The 16,482-nt window shown below is 72.9% G+C and carries 13 protein-coding genes and 2 pseudogenes; 7 read left to right on the forward strand and 8 right to left on the reverse strand.

Annotation, left to right across the window (positions count from 1 at the left end):
* Window positions 1-44 precede the first annotated feature (44 nt).
* Window positions 45-1,466: a glycosyltransferase gene (locus ACZ4O3_RS09150; protein ID WP_467721751.1), complete on the reverse strand. Its 1,422-nt coding sequence runs from the start codon at window positions 1,464-1,466 to the stop codon at window positions 45-47.
* A 101-nt stretch (window positions 1,467-1,567) separates the two neighbouring features.
* Between ACZ4O3_RS09150 and wecB the strand changes: the two genes are divergently transcribed.
* The 4 genes from wecB to ACZ4O3_RS09170 are packed head-to-tail and all read left to right on the forward strand — an operon-like array spanning window position 1,568 to window position 7,311.
* Window positions 1,568-2,656: a non-hydrolyzing UDP-N-acetylglucosamine 2-epimerase gene (gene wecB / locus ACZ4O3_RS09155; RefSeq protein WP_362731070.1), complete on the forward strand. Its 1,089-nt coding sequence runs from the start codon at window positions 1,568-1,570 to the stop codon at window positions 2,654-2,656.
* The gene (locus ACZ4O3_RS09160) at window positions 2,649-3,320 is read left to right on the forward strand and encodes a class I SAM-dependent methyltransferase (RefSeq protein WP_467721752.1); all 672 of its coding nucleotides are present in this window, start codon (window positions 2,649-2,651) and stop codon (window positions 3,318-3,320) included. Before wecB ends, ACZ4O3_RS09160 begins: the two co-directional genes overlap by 8 nt.
* Window positions 3,320-5,128 carry a hypothetical protein gene (locus tag ACZ4O3_RS09165; RefSeq protein ID WP_467721753.1) on the forward strand — a complete coding sequence of 603 codons (1,809 nt, stop codon included), beginning with the start codon at window positions 3,320-3,322 and terminating at the stop codon, window positions 5,126-5,128. Before ACZ4O3_RS09160 ends, ACZ4O3_RS09165 begins: the two co-directional genes overlap by 1 nt.
* Window positions 5,125-7,311 carry a glycosyltransferase gene (locus ACZ4O3_RS09170; protein WP_467721754.1) on the forward strand — a complete coding sequence of 729 codons (2,187 nt, stop codon included), beginning with the start codon at window positions 5,125-5,127 and terminating at the stop codon, window positions 7,309-7,311. Before ACZ4O3_RS09165 ends, ACZ4O3_RS09170 begins: the two co-directional genes overlap by 4 nt.
* Before the next feature lie 97 nt (window positions 7,312-7,408).
* On the opposite strand, the gene ACZ4O3_RS09175 is transcribed toward ACZ4O3_RS09170, so the two are convergent.
* A complete protein-coding gene (locus ACZ4O3_RS09175; RefSeq protein WP_467721755.1) occupies window positions 7,409-8,410 on the reverse strand; it encodes an acyl-CoA desaturase in 1,002 nt (333 codons plus the stop codon).
* Window positions 8,411-8,674: 264 nt separating this feature from the next.
* On the opposite strand from ACZ4O3_RS09175, the gene ACZ4O3_RS09180 reads away from it, so the two are divergent.
* On the forward strand, window positions 8,675-8,980 hold the full coding sequence (locus ACZ4O3_RS09180) for a hypothetical protein (RefSeq protein WP_362728204.1): 306 nt from the start codon (window positions 8,675-8,677) through the stop codon (window positions 8,978-8,980).
* 82 nt (window positions 8,981-9,062) lie between these two features.
* Here the strand turns inward: ACZ4O3_RS09180 and ACZ4O3_RS09185 are convergent, their stop codons facing one another.
* Together ACZ4O3_RS09185 and ACZ4O3_RS09190 are read right to left on the reverse strand one after the other, a co-directional pair.
* Window positions 9,063-10,424, reverse strand: coding sequence for an MFS transporter (locus tag ACZ4O3_RS09185; protein WP_467721756.1), 1,362 nt, complete (start codon window positions 10,422-10,424; stop codon window positions 9,063-9,065).
* A 209-nt stretch (window positions 10,425-10,633) separates the two neighbouring features.
* Window positions 10,634-11,299, reverse strand: coding sequence for a TetR family transcriptional regulator (locus tag ACZ4O3_RS09190; RefSeq protein WP_467721757.1), 666 nt, complete (start codon window positions 11,297-11,299; stop codon window positions 10,634-10,636).
* 143 nt (window positions 11,300-11,442) lie between these two features.
* Here ACZ4O3_RS09190 and ACZ4O3_RS09195 point away from each other — a divergent pair, with 143 nt between their 5' ends.
* Window positions 11,443-12,324, forward strand: coding sequence for a shikimate dehydrogenase (locus ACZ4O3_RS09195; protein WP_467721758.1), 882 nt, complete (start codon window positions 11,443-11,445; stop codon window positions 12,322-12,324).
* A 6-nt stretch (window positions 12,325-12,330) separates the two neighbouring features.
* A complete protein-coding gene (locus tag ACZ4O3_RS09200; protein WP_467721759.1) occupies window positions 12,331-14,148 on the forward strand; it encodes a bifunctional sugar phosphate isomerase/epimerase/4-hydroxyphenylpyruvate dioxygenase family protein in 1,818 nt (605 codons plus the stop codon).
* A gap of 273 nt (window positions 14,149-14,421) precedes the next feature.
* Here the strand turns inward: ACZ4O3_RS09200 and ACZ4O3_RS09205 are convergent.
* The 4 genes and pseudogenes from ACZ4O3_RS09205 to gnd all read right to left on the reverse strand — a co-directional run.
* Window positions 14,422-14,553, reverse strand: a pseudogene (locus ACZ4O3_RS09205) (beta-galactosidase small subunit-related protein); the annotation flags it as partial.
* A 9-nt stretch (window positions 14,554-14,562) separates the two neighbouring features.
* A pseudogene (locus ACZ4O3_RS09210) lies at window positions 14,563-14,913 on the reverse strand (carbohydrate ABC transporter permease); the annotation flags it as partial.
* 89 nt (window positions 14,914-15,002) lie between these two features.
* Entirely contained in the window at window positions 15,003-15,596 is a 594-nt protein-coding gene (locus ACZ4O3_RS09215) for a histidine phosphatase family protein (RefSeq protein WP_362727200.1), read from the reverse strand.
* Window positions 15,597-15,602: 6 nt separating this feature from the next.
* Window positions 15,603-16,481: a phosphogluconate dehydrogenase (NAD(+)-dependent, decarboxylating) gene (gene gnd, locus ACZ4O3_RS09220; RefSeq protein WP_362727202.1), complete on the reverse strand. Its 879-nt coding sequence runs from the start codon at window positions 16,479-16,481 to the stop codon at window positions 15,603-15,605.
* Window position 16,482 lies beyond the last annotated feature (1 nt).

Raw genomic sequence — 16,482 nt, forward strand, 5'->3', positions numbered from 1 at the left:
GATCCGAAGGGCCCGGACGGTGCGATTCCGGGCGACGGCGGGCCTCAGACACATCCAAGAGCGAGATACGCCTCTCGGGTCGTGGCAGCGACCCTCTTCCAGGTGCGATCACGCGCCACCAGGGCGCGGGCGGATGCTCCCCATTCATGCCGCCGTTCTCGACTGTAAAGCAATACTTCGAGAGCTTCTGCCCAAGCATGAGCGGAATCGGGCGGAATGAGTTGTCCGTTGACGTCCGGTTCGACCACTTCCCGCAGGGCTGTGAGATCACTGGCCGCCACCGGAACGCCGCTCGCCATCGCCTCGACCGGCTTGAGCGGAGTGACCAGCCGGCAGACCCGTTCATCGGTGCGCGGTACCGCGAAGACATCAAGAACGCCGTGGTAGGAGCGCACATGGCGGTGCGGGACGCGACCGGTGAACAGCGCGACGCCGGCCCCCAGTCCCAGCCGGCCGGCCAGCGCCTCCAGCGCCGCGCGCTCGGGTCCGTCACCGACGATCAACAGCCGCAGCGGAACCCCCCGGCGGCGCAGCTCGGCACCCGCATGGAGCAACGTGCCGATTCCCTCGTGTGGAGTAAGGCTGCTGACAGTGCCGACCACGTAGTCGTCCGCCGCGATGCCGAGCCGGGCACGCAGCTTGGCCCCGTCCGGCGGCGGGGCGAGGAAGGTGTCGTCCACCGCGTTGGGCACGATCAGGACCCGCTCCCCGGGCACCCCGCGGGACACGATCTCGGCCTTCATCGCCGCCCCCAGCGTCAGCACGAGGTCGGCCTGGCGCATGCAGTACGTCTCCAGGGCGCGCCGCGCGCGGTAGGTCGGGTCGTCCGGGGTGCGGCCCGCCGCCTGGGTCAGCCAGGTCTCCTCAAGGAAGCCGCGCACCTCGTACACCACCGGCAGCCCGTAGGTCTCCCGCAGGGCCAGCGCCACCCGCCCGTTGCCGTGGTCGGTGGCCGCGTGCAGCACCGCGGGCCGCAGCCGCTCCACCAGGCGCCCGGCCAGCTCGGCGTTGCGGGCCAGCACCGCGCCCTGCCCGTACGGCAGGCCGAGCGGCAGCAGCCGGTGCTGCGGCACCCCGTTCACGATCTGCAGCGGACGGCCGTCCAGGACGCCCTGCGCCACCGGGAACCCGATACGGGTCACCACGTGCGGATCGAGCCCGGCGGCCCGCTGGGCCTCGGCCAGCGCCTGGGTGCGCACGGTGTAGCCGGCGTGCTTGAACGGCACCCCGTTGGTGACCAGATGGAGCACCCGGCCCGGTTCGGGCCGCACCGGCCGCCCGGCGGGCCCCGGGACCCGGGCGGCGGACGGCGCGGCGGCCGGACCGGCCGTCCGGGCCCGGACGGCGAGCCGCCCCTCGACCGGCCGCAGCCCGCGCCGCACCCGCCCCGGCAGCAGCCGCAGGCCGAGCAGCGCGGCCCGCGCGGGATCGTTGCGCAACTCGCCCCATGCGACGGATGCGGCCAAGCTGAGTGCACGGGGGATCCAGAGAACACGGCGCGGCATGGGACGGAACAGAAGTCGGGCCATGTCGTCAAGGTAGGCCGACAGAGCGGAGAACGTACGACATGAACGGCCGCGTACTCCATGTCGTAGGGACCAGGCCGAACTTCGTGAAGGCCGCGCCCGTCGTCGCCGCCCTGCGCGCGACCGGGCACGACCAGGTCCTGGTGCACACGGGTCAGCACTACGACGAACGGATGTCGCACATCTTCTTCCGGGAGCTGGGGCTGCCCGCCCCGGACACCGACCTGGGCGTCGGCTCCGGCAGCCAGGCCCGGCAGACCGCCGACCTGCTGGTGGCGCTGGAGGGCGAGCTGCTGGCCCGCGCCCCGGCCCTGGTCGTCGTGTACGGCGACGTGAACTCCACCCTCGCCGCGGCGCTGGCCGCCGCCAAGCTGGGCATCCCGGTGGCCCATGTCGAGGCGGGCCTGCGCAGCTTCGACATGGCGATGCCGGAGGAGGTCAACCGGCGCCTGGTCGACCAGCTGGCCGAACTGCTCTTCGCGACCAGTCCGGAAGCCGTGGGCCACCTCGCCCGCGAGGGCGTCGACCCGGCCCGGGTGCACCTGGTCGGCAACCCGATGATCGACACCCTGATCACCCATCTGGACCATTTCGACCCGGCCGCCGCCCGCACCGCCCACGCACTGCCCGAACGGTACGGCGTGGTCACCCTGCACCGCCCGGCCAACGTCGACGACCCCGAGGCCGCCACGGCCGCCGCCCGCGCCCTGACCGAGGCGGCCGGCCACCTCGACCTCGCCGTGCCCCTGCACCCGCGCGGCCGGGAGGCGCTGCGCAAGGCGGGCCTCGCCGACGCGCCCGGCATCCACCTGCTCGAACCACTCGGCTACGTCGAGTTCATGGGCCTGGTCCGGGGCGCCGCCGCCGTGATCACCGACTCCGGCGGCGTCCAGGAGGAGACCACCGTGCTGGGCGTCCCCTGTCTGACGCTGCGCACCACGACCGAACGCCCGGTCACCGTCAGCCACGGCACCAACCGACTGGTGAGCCACGGCGAACTGGTGCCCGCCCTGCGCAAGGTCCTGGACGGACAGCCGGCGGCCGACCCCGAGGGTCCACCGCTGTGGGACGGCAAGGCCGGCCCCCGCATCGCCCGTGTCCTCACCGAGTGGCTGGAGCGCCATGACTGACGCCACCCGCACCCGCCCCGACGGTCCCCGCGCTCCCGGGCACACCGTCCGCACCTACTGGGACACCCGGCACCGCGAACGCGACGATCTCGCCTCCGGCGGCCACATCGGCCTGGACCGGCCCGGCAACGAGATCTTCTACACGGTACGGCTCGGCCAGCTGCTCACCCTCATCGGCGACCTGTCCAGCCCGGCGTCGCCGCTGTTCGTGCTCGACGCCGGGTGCGGCAAGGGGCACTTCGCCCGCTCCCTGGCCCGCTGCGGCCACCACGTGGACGCCTTCGACGCCAGCGAGGAGGCCGTCACCCAGGCCCGGGCCGAGGGCGGCGGACCCCGCTACACCCTGGCCGCCCTCGACGAGTGGCGCAGCCCCTGGCTCTACGACGTGGTGATGTGCGTGGACGTCCTCTTCCACGTCATGGACGACAGGGAGTGGGCGGCCGGTCTGCGCAACCTCGCCTCGCTGGTGCGGATCACCGGCCGGCTGATCGTCACCGACGAGAACACCGACGAGCCCGTGCCGCGCGGCGACTACATCCTGCACCGGCCGATCGCCGCCTACCGCAAGGAACTCGAGCCCCTGGGCCTGAGTCACTCCCTCTTCCGGCCCTACGGCTTCCGTGAGAACCGGGTCGGCTTCCATGTCTTCACAAGGACCAGCTGATGCGTCTGACCGATCTGCTCCACCCGCACCTGGACGACGTCACCTCGGTCGTGGACGCGACGAGCGGCGGCCTGCGTCTGGACCCCTACCTGCACCTGCCGCCCGGTGTGGACCTCACCCGGCACGAACAGCCGGTCGGCGAGGGGGAGCTGATGCTCCTCTGCCACGGTCCCGACGCCGCCCTGCACGGCGACGAGGCGGACTGTCTCACCGCACTGGGACGGATGCGGCCCGGCGGCCGGGGTCTGATCGTCTTCGGCCACCCCGGCATCGACCTGCCCTACCACCGGCTCCTGGACGCCCTGGTGGCCCACCGCTGTCAGGTGCTGCACGCCGCCGCGCTCGGCTACACACATCTGCACGCCGGCGCGGTGTTCGCCTGCACCGAGGAACTCCTGCCGCCGCACGACTGGTTCGGCCGCCCGCTGCCGGCGGACGGCTTCGCCACGGCCCTGCGGATCGCCGACGAGTACGTGCTCGCCGACTTCGTCTCCCGCTCCCAGCGGGCCCGGCTGATCGACCTGGAGCGCGCAGCCGAGGAGACCGCCCGCGCCCTGGAGACCGCGCGCGAGGACGGACTCGCCGAACGGCTCGCCGCCGCCCAGCGGGACAAGGACCAGCTCGCCTCGGCCCTGCGCGGGGCCCGGGAGCGGACCGGCGTCCTGGAGGCCCGCGTGGCCATGCTGGAGGGCTCCACCTCGCTGCGCGTGGGCAAGGCGCTGGTGTCGGCCGCCCGGTCGCCCAGGCGCGGCGCGGCCCGGCTGCCCGGGGAGCTGTACGGACTGTGGCGGCAGCGGAAGGCCAAGGGGCGGCCGGCGCGGGCCGTGAGCGCCGCCCCGGCACCGGAGGCGGCGGCCGACGACCGCTTTCACCTCTCCCACCGTGCCCTGTCCGTGGCACCCCGCGACCGGCTGGTGATCACCGGCGTGCTGACCGACCGAACCGCCGCCGACTTCGCCGCCGACGCCGTGGTCAGCCGGATGCTGCCGCACGACGGCCGGCTGCTGCTCGAACGCACCGACCCGGACGTCTTCCTCGTCCAGCTCGGCGCCTGCACCGGCGAGGCGGGCCCCTGGACGCTCACCGGCACCGGACACGCCCCCGACCTGGACCGCCGCCTGGCCGAACTGATCGGCCAGGCCCGGGGGCTGGGCCGGATGGCGGTGCTGTGGCGGGACGGCCCGGCCTCGTCCGCGCCGGGTCTGTCCCAACTGCCCTGGGACGCCGTCCTGGACGGCGACACCGGGACGGCGCTCTCCCGCCTCGACCCGGTCACCGACGGCCGCGACCGGCTCCGGGACGTCTTCCAGCTGGACAGCAGCCGGGTACGGCTGGCCCGGCTCGCCGAGCTGGCCGGCGCCCCCGCCCCGACGGCCGAGCGCCGGGTCGCCGTCCTGGCCGCGCCCCGGGACGCCACCGGCGTCGCCCGGCTCGTCGCCCAGACGCTCTGCCAGCTGCACCGGCCGGCCGAGGTGGTCGTCGCCGACCCGGCGGGGCTCGACCTCGGCGAACTCACCGCCGCCTCGGTCACCGTCCACTCCGGACCGCCCACCGCGCCCTGGGTCGCCGACTGGACGGACCTCACCGAGGACCGCCCCGACACCCTGCTGCTCGACCTGCTGTGCGCCCAGGAGTTCTCGGGCGCCGACGCGGTGGGGCACACCCCCGCCGCCGACGACTACGTCTTCGTACCGACCCTGACGCCGCTTCTGGTCCGCCGGTCGCTGCTGGACACCGGCACTCCACCGGAGACCTGGTCGCGGGCCGGCCACCGCCTGTTCGCCGTGCGTGGAAAGGAGCCGTCATGACCCGCACCCTCCGGGCGCTCGTCTACGGCGACGTGGACCTCAACCTCATCGACGGCTCGGCCGTCTGGGCGCAGTCGACCGTGCAGGCGCTGTCCCGCGCGGGCTGCCGGACCCGGCTCGTCCTCAAGGCCCCCGTGGAGACCGGCCGGCTGACCGACCCGCTGGCCGGGCTTCCCGGGGTCACCGTGGTCCGCCCGTACGAGGAGCACCTCGTCCCCGGCCAGGGCGCGCACCCCCTGTCCCCGTACCAGGCCTCGCAACTGCTCGCCCGCCTCGACGAGGAGGAGCCCTGCGACCTGCTGGTGCTGCGCGGCCGCCGGCTGGTGAAGCAGATCGTCGGCGACGGCCACTTCCACGGACGCATCTGGGCCTACCTCACCGACATCCCGCAGTCCCCGGCCCAGATGACCGAACAGGACCGCGTCGACCTGGCCCGCATCGCCGACGCCTCTCGGCAACTCCTGTGCCAGACCGAGGAGTTGCGCTGCTTCCTGGAGGCCTGGGTGCCGGAGGCCTGCGGCCGGGCCGTGCTCTGCCCGCCCGCGGTGCCCGAACCCGGCTTCCCGGTCCCGCAGCGCGACGCACTGCGCGATCCCGTACGCCTCGTCTACACCGGCAAGTTCGCGCCCCGCTGGAACACCCTGCCCATGACCCGGCTGCCCGCACGGCTCGCCGAACGCGGCATCCGGGCCGAACTCCACGCCGTCGGCGACAAGATCCACCAGGATGCCGCCCACCCCGGGTTCGACACCGCCATGGCCGAGGCGCTGCGCACCACCCCCGAGGTCGTCCACCACGGCGGCGTGCCCCGCGAGGAGGCCATGCGGATCGCGGCCGACTGCGACCTCGGCCTCGGCTGGCGCGACCCCTCACTCGACGCCAGCCTCGAACTCTCCACCAAGGTGCTGGAGTTCGGCTCCCTCGGCCTGCCCGTCGTGCTCAACCGCACGCCCGCGCACGAGGCGCTGCTCGGCACCGACTACCCGCTGTTCGTGCCCGGCGACGCGGCCCTCGCGGACGCGGTGGACGCGGTCACCGTCGCCGTACGTGACCCCGGGGCCAGGCAGCTCGCGGCCGACCGGTGCACGGCCGCGGCGCGGCAGTACACCATGGAGGCCGCGGCGGCCCGCTGGCGCGCCCACCTCGACGGCGCCTTCCCCGCCGCACCCGCCGCCGTCGCCGGCCGCGCGCGCCCGCTGCGGATCGGGGTGGCGGGCCACGACCTGAAGTTCCTCACCCGGCTGCTCGACCACCTCCGCGCCCTGCCCGGCTTCGACGTACGCGTCGACGCCTGGCCCGCGCTCGCCAAGCACGACCCGGCCGCGAGCCGTGAACTGGCCGACTGGGCCGATGTGGTGGTCGTCGAGTGGTGCGGTCCGGCGGCGGTCTGGTACAGCCGCCACAAGCGGCACGGCAGCAGGCTGATCGTCCGCCTGCACCGCTTCGAACTCGACGCCGGCTACCCGCAGCAGCTCGACATCGACGCCGTCGACCGCGTGATCTGCGTCAGCCCCTACTACGCCCGCAGCACCCGGGAGCGCACCGGCTGGCCCGCATCGAAGATCACCACGATCGGCAACTGGGTCGACGTCGGCCAGCTCGACCGGCCCAAGGCGCCCGGCGCCCGGCACCGCCTCGGCATGATCGGCATCGCGCCCAGCCGCAAACGACTCGACCTCGGTCTCGACGTCCTGGAGTCGCTGCGCGCCCACGACCGGCGCTGGCACCTCTCGGTCAAGTCCAAGCCGCCGTGGGAGTACTGGTGGATCTGGAACAAGCCCGAGGAACGCGCCCACTACGAGGCCGTCCTGCGCCGCATGCAGACCTCGCCGCTGCTCGAAGGGGCCGTCGTCTTCGACCAGTTCGGGCCGGACGTGCCGAACTGGCTGCGCCGCGTCGGCCATGTTCTTTCCACCAGCGACGACGAGAGCTTCCATCTCGCACCGGCCGAGGGCATGGCCTCCGGTGCGGTGCCCGCGCTGCTGCCGTGGCCGGGCGCGGACGAGATCTACGACCGCCGCTGGATCCACGCCACCCCGCAGGCGATGGCCGAGTCGATCGCCGCACTGGGCGAGCAGGACGAGTGGCGGGAGGCCGGGGAAACGGCCCGCGGCCAGGTACGGGAGGGCTTCTCGCTGGAACGGGTGGCGAAGGAGTGGACGGAACTGCTGGTCTCCGGCTGACCTGCTGAGCGGCCTGCGGTTCTCGCGTCCGCCGGGGCCTGCCCGAAGACCCCGCCCGCGGCGGTCTCGCCGTGGACGGGGTCCTCGCCGAAGGGCGTCAGGCCGCGGACCGCCGCTGGGCGGCCGGTTCGGGCAGCAGGCGCGCGCTGAGCCGGTCCGCGCTCGGCCAGCGGACGTCGTGGGCCCAGCCCAGTTTCTCGAAGATCCGGATCAGGCGGGCCGAGGGGTCGATCTGCCCCGGCAGCACACCGTGGCGGGCGCCCGTGGGGTCGGCGTGATGCGAGTTGTGCCAGCTCTCGCCGAAGGACAGCAGCGCGAGCGGCCAGAAGTTGGTGGCCTTGTCCCGGCTGGCGAACGGGCGCCTGCCCGCGACGTGGCACACCGAGTTCACCGACCAGGTGACGTGGTGCAGCAGCGCCATCCGCATCACGCCGGCCCAGAAGAACCCGGTCACCGCACCAGTCCAGGTCCCGGTCACGAGCCCGCCGACCAGCGCGGGGGCCAGCAGCGAGACGACGGTCAGGGGCCCGAAGAGCCGGCCGACGATCCGCAGGTCGCGATCGGCGGCGATGTCCGGCGCGAACCTGGTCCGGTTGCTCAGCTCACGCCTGAGCATCCAGCCGATGTGGGCGTGCAGCAGCCCCTTGAGCAGCGCGCGCGTGTCGGTGCCGAAGCGCCAGGGGGAGTGCGGGTCACCCTCGCGGTCGGAGAAGGCGTGGTGGCGGCGGTGATTGGCCACCCACTGCACCGGCGAGCCCTCGACCCCGAGCGAGCCCGCGACGGCCAGGGCGATGCGCAGGCCCCGCTTCGCCTTGAACGAACGGTGCGTGAAGAGGCGGTGGTAGCCGACCGTGAGTCCGAAGCCGGACACCAGGTAGGCGACCACGGCCATGCCGGCGTCCAGCGCGGACAGGCCCCGCCCCCACACCAGTGGCACCGCGGCGACCAGGCCGGCGAGCGGGCCGACGACGAAGATCCACATCGCGACGCCGGCCGCGGCCGTCTGCGGGGCGTCCAGGAGCGGCCTGACCCCGGCCGCGGTCTCGGCGTCGCCTTCGGCGACGGTCTGTTCGGGAAGGTCAGCTGTGCTCGGGTTCATCGGTTCCCCGCCGTTGCTCAGGGTTGTCGGACACGGTGCCGGACCGACCTGGAGACGGCGCGCGTGTGCGCTGTGGAGCGTGCTCGGCCGGCTACGCACACGATCGCAGCGGACGGCATCCCCGCAGGTCGTCGCTCATGTCCGGGGTGTGAACGGCGCGGGACCAAATCGCCGTCGCGCGACCGCCCCGCAACCCTTGATCTCAAGTCCGCTCGAGGTTCTACAGTCGACTGCGCTGACGCCGACGTACGGGAGGGACGGGCCATGAGGACACTGGTGCTCGGGAGGACGCCCGCCAGGGTGACGGCCGTGCTGGCCACGCTGCGCGCGGACGGTTTCGACGCGGAGGGGGTGAGCACCGACGACGAGGCCCGGGAACTGCTGCGGACCGGTGAGTTCGAGGTGCTGATCATCGGTGGGGGCGTGGGCCCCGGATCCCGCGCCGAGATCAAGGAGTTCGCGGCCGGACACCGGGTGCGGCGGGTGATCGACGGAGCGCTGTCGGAACCGTTCGACGCCTACGTGCGACGGGAGTTCGAGCCGCTGATCCGGGAGGCCGCGGCGGGATGACGGCCGCGGTCCGCCCGGACTCCGGTCCCGGTGGGCCGGAGTCCGGGCGGACGGACGCCTGCCGCTCGCGCGGCCGGGGATCTCAGGCCGCCACCGTCTCCGGGCGGGACGCCTCGCGGGGGGTGCGTGAGCCGAGGTCCTCCGTGGCCAGCCGGTGCGTCTCGCGCGCCGAGAGGGCGGCGATCACCGGCGGCACGCACAGCGCGGCCGTGAACAGCGCCACCGCCGGCCAGTCGTCCCCGCCCGGACCCGCGATCCGCGCCGCGAAGGTCACCGCGAACCCGGCCACCGCGAACCCGGTCTGGGTGCCGACCGCCATGCCGGACAGCCGTACCCGGGTCGAGAACATCTCGCCGTAGAAGGACGGCCAGACCCCGTTCGCCGCGCTGTAGACGACGCCGAACGCCGTGATGCCGAGGACCAGGACGAGCGGGTAGGAGCCGGTGGAGATCGCCCACAGGTAGCCGTACATCGCCACCGCGCTGCCCACCGCGCCGATCAGGTACACCGGCCGCCGGCCGATCCGGTCCGACAGCGTCGCCCACGCCGGGATCGCCCCCAGTGCCACCAGGTTCGCCAGCGCGCCCACCCACAGCATCGAGGTCTTCGACATCCCGACCGGGCCGCTCGTCGCGTACGCCAGCGCCCACACCGTGAAGACCGTGCTCACCGAGGCGATCAACGCGCCCCCGATCACCCGCAGTACGTCCGCCCAGTGGTGCCGCAGCAGGGCCACCAGCGGCAGCCGTACGACCCCCTCGGCCGCCGCCTGCCGCGCGAAGGCGGGCGTCTCCTGGACCGTGCGGCGGATGAACCAGCCGACCGCGGCCACCACGGCACTCAGCCAGAACGGCACCCGCCAGCCCCAGGACAGCAACTGGTCCTCGGGCAGCTGGGAGACCGGGATGAAGACGAGGGTGGCGATCAGCTGACCGCCCTGGGTGCCGCTCAGCGTGAAACTGGTGAAGAAGCCGCGCCGGTCCGGCGGCGCGTGCTCCAGGCTCATGGAACTGGCGCTGGCCTGCTCACCGGCGGCCGAGACGCCCTGCAGCACCCGGCACAGCACCAGCAGCACCGGGGCCAGGCCGCCCACCTCGGCGCGGCTGGGCAGACAGCCGATCAGGAACGTCGACAGGCCCATCAGCAGCAGGGTGAAGAGCATGATCTTCTTGCGGCCGATCCGGTCCCCGAAGTGGCCGAGGAACAGCGCCCCGACCGGACGGGCCGCGTATGCGACACCGAAGGTGGCCAGGGAGAGCAGGGTGGCGGTGGCCGGGTCCGACTCGTCGAAGAAGACCTTCGGGAAGATCAGCGCGGCCGCGCTGCCGTAGACGAAGAAGTCGTAGTACTCCAGGGCGCTGCCGATCCAGGCGGCCAGAGCCGCCTTCTTCGGCTGGCCGCCCGGCGGTGCGGCGGGGGCGGAGGGCGGGGCGGGGACGGACACGGCGGTGCTCCTTCGGAGAACTCCGGCGCGGGCGGAGTGAGCGGCGGGGGAGAGGGCCGGTTCCCAGGGATGACGGGTCGGCGGGCCCGGCGGGCGGCTGCTAATTAACCCACTGGGTAGTTAGTCGCGATGGGTAGGGATGTTGCGCTCGCGTTTCCCCGCTGTCAAGAGGTCGCGCGGGACCGGCCGGCCCCCCGCCCCCGCGGCGGTCACCCCGCCGCGCGCTCCGCGGTGAGGTAGGCGATCACCATGTCGCCGAGCATGGTCCGGTAGTGCCCGCGCTGCGCCGGGTCCACCAGGTCCCGGCCGAAGAGGGCGCCGAAGGTGGCCCGGTTCGCGACCCGGAAGAAACAGAACGAGCTGATCATCGCGTGCAGGTCGACCGCGTCGACGTCGGCCGTGAACAGTCCGGACTCCTGTCCCTCGCCGAGGATCCGGCGGATCACCTCGAGGGCCGGCGAACCGATCCTGCCGAGCTCCTCGGAGGCCGCGATGTGCTCCGCGCCGTGGATGTTCTCGATGCTGACCAGGCGGATGAAGTCCGGGTGCTCCTCATGGTGGTCGAAGGTGAGCTCCGCGAGCCGGCGGATCGCCGCGACCGGGTCCAGATGCTCGACGTCCAGCTGCTGCTCGGCCTCCCGGATCACGCCGTACGCCCGCTCCAGGACCGCCGTGAACAGCTGTTCCTTGCCGCCGAAGTAGTAGTAGATCATCCGCTTCGTGGTGCGGGTGCGGGCCGCGATCTCGTCGACGCGGGCACCGTCGTAGCCGGCCCGGGCGAACTCCTGTGTGGCCACGTCGAGGATCTCGGCCCGGGTACGGGCGGCGTCACGGATCCGCCCGTTGGTCTGTGCCGGTTCTTCGGCGGTGGTCATCGGCTTCCTTCGGGAGTACGGCTCCGGTGCGGAGATTCTAGAAGGCCGGGCCGGTGCGGCGGCCCGGGACTTCCCGGGGGCCGGTCCGCCTGATATAGCTAACGTACTAGTTCGTACATTAGAACCCGGATCAGGAGGTCCCCGTGGCCAAGGACTCGTTTCTCGTCGGACTGATCGGCTCCGGTGTCGGGCCGTCGCTCAGCCCGGCCCTGCACGAGCGCGAGGCCGGCCGGCAGGGGCTGCGTTACCTGTACCGGCTGATCGACATCGACGTGCTCGGCGTTCCGCCACGAGCGGTGGGGGATCTGGTCCGGGCCGCGCGTGACCTCGGCTTCGACGGGCTCAACATCACGCACCCCTGCAAGCAGCTGGTCATCGAGTGCCTGGACGCGCTCGCCCCGCAGGCCGAGGCGCTCGGCGCGGTCAACACGGTGGTCTTCGAGGCCGGCGGCAGGGCCGTCGGGCACAACACGGACGTCACCGGGTTCGCCGCGTCGTTCGCGCGCGGACTGCGGGACGCCTCGCTGGAGCGGGTGGTGCAGCTCGGCGCCGGGGGCGCGGGGGCGGCGGTGTCGCACGCGATGCTGACGCTGGGGGCGGAGCGGGTCACCGTGGTGGATCCGCTGGCCGACCGCGCCGCGGACCTCGCGGGCTCGCTGAACCGGCACTTCGGGGCGGGGCGGGCCGTCGCCGCGACACCGGACCGGTTGGCGGCACTGCTGGCCGACGCCGACGGTCTGGTGCATGCGACGCCGACGGGAATGGCCGCGCATCCGGGGCTGCCGGTGGCCCCGGAGCTGCTGCGTCCCGGGTTGTGGGTCGCCGAGGTGGTGTACCGGCCGCTGGAGACGGAGCTGGTGCGGGTCGCCCGGGCGTCGGGGTGTGCCGTGCTGGACGGGGGCGGGATGGCGGCGTTCCAGGCCGCCGACGCGTTCCGGCTGTTCACGGGGGCGGAGGCCGACAGCGGCCGGATGCTCGCCGACATCGCGGAGTTGTCCTCCGGTGCCGCAGCGGACGTGAGGTGACGGGCTGTGCGGACCTCCATCGCCACCGTCTCGCTCAGCGGGTCACTCACCGAGAAGCTCAACGCCGCCTCGCGCGCCGGGTTCGACGGGGTCGAGATCTTCGAGAACGACCTGCTCGCCAGCCCGCTCCCGCCCCGCGAGATACGAGCCCGGTGCGCCGACCTCGGACTCACCGTCGACCTGTACCAGCCCATGCGGGACATGGAAGCCGTCCCCGACGACGAGTTCGCGCGCAATCTGCGCCGTGCCCGGCACAAGTTCGGGGTGATGGGGGAGTTGGGAGCCGACACCGTCCTGGTCTGTTCGTCCGTCTCCCCGCTCGGGATCGACGACGACAGCCTCGCCGCCCGGCAGCTGCACCGACTCGCCTCACTGGCCCAGGACTTCGGCATCCGTGTCGCCTACGAAGCACTCGCCTGGGGACGGCACGTCAGCACGTACGACCACGCCTGGCGCATAGTCGAGGCGGCCGGCCACCCCGCCCTCGGGACCTGCCTGGACAGTTTCCACATCCTCTCCCGCGGCTCCGACCCCCGGGGTGTCGAGGCCATCCCCGGTGAGAAGATCTTCTTCCTCCAGCTGGCCGACGCCCCGCTGCTCGCCATGGACGTGCTCCGGTGGAGCCGTCACCACCGCTGCTTCCCGGGGCAGGGCGGCCTCGACGTCGCCGGGCTGGTCCGGCACGTCCTGCGGGCCGGGTACGACGGGCCGCTCTCCCTCGAAGTCTTCAACGACGTCTTCCGGCAGGCCGAGGCCGGCCCGACCGCCGTCGACGCGCGCCGTTCCCTGCTGATGCTCCAGGAGGCGGTCGGCGTGGTCGAGTTGCCCGAGCCGGTGGTGCCGACGGGAGTCGCCTTCGCCGAACTCGTCACCCCCGACACCGAACCCGTCGCCGCACTGCTCGGCGCCCTCGGCCTCAGCCGGACCGCCCGGCACCGCGGCAAGCCGGTCGACCTGTGGGAGCGGGGCGCGGCCCGGATCCTGGTCAACACCGGCCCCGCCGCCCGCCGCGACGGCACCGGGCTCGCCGCGATCGGCCTGGAGTCCCCCGACCCCCAGGCCGCCGCCCGCCGCGCCGAGGCCCTGCTGGCCCCCGTGCTGCCCCGGCGCCGCGCCCCCGAGGACACCCCGCTCGACGCGGTCGCCGCACCCGACGGCACCGAGCTGTTCTTCTGCGCCACCGGCCGCGGCCCCGAACTCGCCGACTGGCGGGACGACTTCGTCCCCGTGACGGCCACCCCGGCGCCCGACCCGGCACGCATCGGCCCGACACGTGTCGACCACCTCGCACTCACCCAGCCCTGGCACCAGTACGACGAGGCGGCCCTCTTCCACCGAGGCGTCCTCGGCCTGCACGCCCAGGAGAGCGTCGACGTCGCCGATCCCTACGGCCTGCTGCGCTCCCGAGTGGTCACCGACGCCGACGGCGGCGTCCGGATCGCCCTCGGGGTCGGCGCGGCCCCTGCCGACGACACCCTGCACGCCCAGCACATAGCCCTGGCCGTCGACGACGTGGTCGCCGCCGCCCGTGCCTTCCGCGCCGCCGGCGGCAGTACGCTGCCCATCCCCGCCAACTACTACGACGACCTGGCCGCCCGTCACGAGTTCGCCGACGGCGAGCTGGAGACGTACCGCGGCCTGGACATCCTCTACGACCGGGACGCCGGCGGCGCCTTCCGGCACTGCTACACCCGCACCGTCGGACGGGTGTTCTTCGAACTGGTCGAGCGCGATCCCGGCTATCGCGGATACGGCGCCCACAACGCGCCGGTGCGCCTCGCGGCCCAGCACGCCGGGCGCCAGGCCCGCCGGACCGCCGGGTGAGCTCCCGGTGACAGGCCGGTGAGACACGGCCCCGGCGCGGGCCGCGCACCGGCACCGCGACGGGTACTCACGAGGATCCGGAATGTTTGACCGCTGTGGATGTGACCTTCGTCGACTTCCGCCCGTCCTGGAGGCCGCCTCCGGTGCCCCGCCGGGTCGTCGGCCCCTGCTCGCCGGTCCGTGTCTCGGTGTACACGGTCTACCGCCGCGGGCCGGGACACGGAGGGTGAGCGCGCCGGCGGGTCGGCCGATGTCCGTGAACACGAAGGAGAACGCGGCCGGCCTGGGGTGCAGCCGGTACGGCGGCCGGACACCCGGGCCGCAGGACTGTGAACCGATGCCGTGCCGGCCGTGGTCCAGGTTGATCCACAGGGCGGCTCCGGTCTCCTGGTCTTTCGAAGAGATCGAAGAGGGTCAGCCCTTGATGCCGGTCTGCGCGATCCCCTGCACCAGCCGGCGCCGGAGGAAGAGGAAGACGAACACCAGCGGCAGGATGGAGATGGCGGTGGCCATGAAGATCAGGTGGAAGTTGACCGTCTGGTTGGTCATGCAGGAGGAGAGCGCGACCCGGACCGTCCAGGAGTCTGGGTCCTGGCCGATGACCAGCGGCCACAGGAAGGCGTTCCAGCCGCTGATGAACGTGATCGTGGCGATGGCCGCGAAGAAGTTCAGCGAGTTGGGGACGACGACACGCCAGTACGCGCCCCAGTAGCCGAGCCCGTCCACGCGTGCCGCCTCCTCCAGTTCCCTGGGGAACCCCAGGAAGGGACCTGGAAACCCGGCCAAGTCATCAGAGGCACCCGACGAATGCCAGCGGCCCGCCAGTTGACACTGGCGGGCCGTCACAAGGTCGTCTACGGCTTCTTGTTCCACTCGGCGATCACGGGCCACCCGTGTTCCGTGGACAAACGGCTGACCGTCCCGGTCGCCAGCTGGAACAGCCGCCCCTCGGCGGGGGGCAGGCCCAGCCGGCGCGCTGTCAGCACGCGCAGGAAGTGCGCGTGGGCGACCAGGACCACATCGCCGCCGCCGTCGGCGAGTGCCCGTTCCACCTTGGCGAGCACCCGGTCGGCCCGGGCGCCGATCCGCTCCGGCGACTCACCGGGGTGGCCCTGCGGACCGGGCGGCACGCCGTCGGTCCACAGGTACCAGTCGGGGCGGGAACGGTGGATCTCCGCCGTGGTGATGCCCTCGTAGCCGCCGTAGTCCCATTCGTGCAGGTCGGGGTCGGGCACGACCCCGCTGAGGCCGGCCAGCTCGGCCGTGCGTATCGCGCGGTCCAGCGGGCTGGCCAGTACCAGTGCGTAGGTCCGGCCGGTGAGCAGCGGGGCCAGGGACTTGGCCTGTTCCTCGCCGTGCCCGGTGAGGGGCAGGTCGGTCCAGCTGGTGTGCTGTCCCGACACGCTCCACTCCGTCTCACCGTGGCGGACCAGAAGAAGGTCCCCCACGCCGCACTACTCCTTCGACTCGACCGCGTGGCCGCCGAACTGGTTGCGCAGGGCCGCGATCATCTTCATCTGCGGGGAGTCGTCCTGGCGGGACGCGAACCGCGCGAACAGGGAGGCGGTGATCGCCGGGAGCGGCACCGCGTTGTCGATGGCCGCCTCGACGGTCCAGCGGCCCTCGCCGGAGTCCTGCGCGAAGCCCTTCAGCTTCTCCAGGTGCTCGTCGTCGTCCAGGGCGTTGACCGCGAGGTCGAGCAACCAGGAGCGGATGACGGTGCCCTCCTGCCAGGAGCGGAAGACCTCGCGGACGTTGTCCACGGACTTGACCTTCTCCAGCAGCTCCCAGCCCTCGGCGTACGCCTGCATCATGGCGTACTCGATGCCGTTGTGGACCATCTTGGAGAAGTGCCCGGCACCGACCTTGCCCGCGTGCACGTAGCCGTACGGGCCCTCCGGCTTGAGCGCCTCGAAGATCGGGTGCAGCCGCTCGACGTGCTCCTTGGTGCCGCCGACCATCAGGGCGTAGCCGTTCTGCAGGCCCCACACGCCGCCGGAGACACCGGCGTCGACGAAGCCGATGCCCTTGATGCCGAGTTCGGCGGCGTGCTTCTCGTCGTCCGTCCAGCGGGAGTTGCCGCCGTCGACCACCGTGTCGCCCTCGGACAGCAGGTCCTTGAGCTCGTCCATGACGGACTGGGTGGCGGTGCCGGCCGGGACCATCACCCAGACCGTGCGCGGGGCGTCGAGCTTCTCGACCAGTTCCTCGAGGCTCTTGACGTCGGAGACGTCAGGGTTGCGGTCGTAGCCGATGACGGTGTGGCCCGCGCGGCGGATCCGCTCGCGCATGTTGCCGCCCATCTTGCCGAGACCGATGAGTCCGAGCTGCATG

The sequence above is a fragment of the Streptomyces sp. NPDC026515 genome, assembly GCF_055567595.1.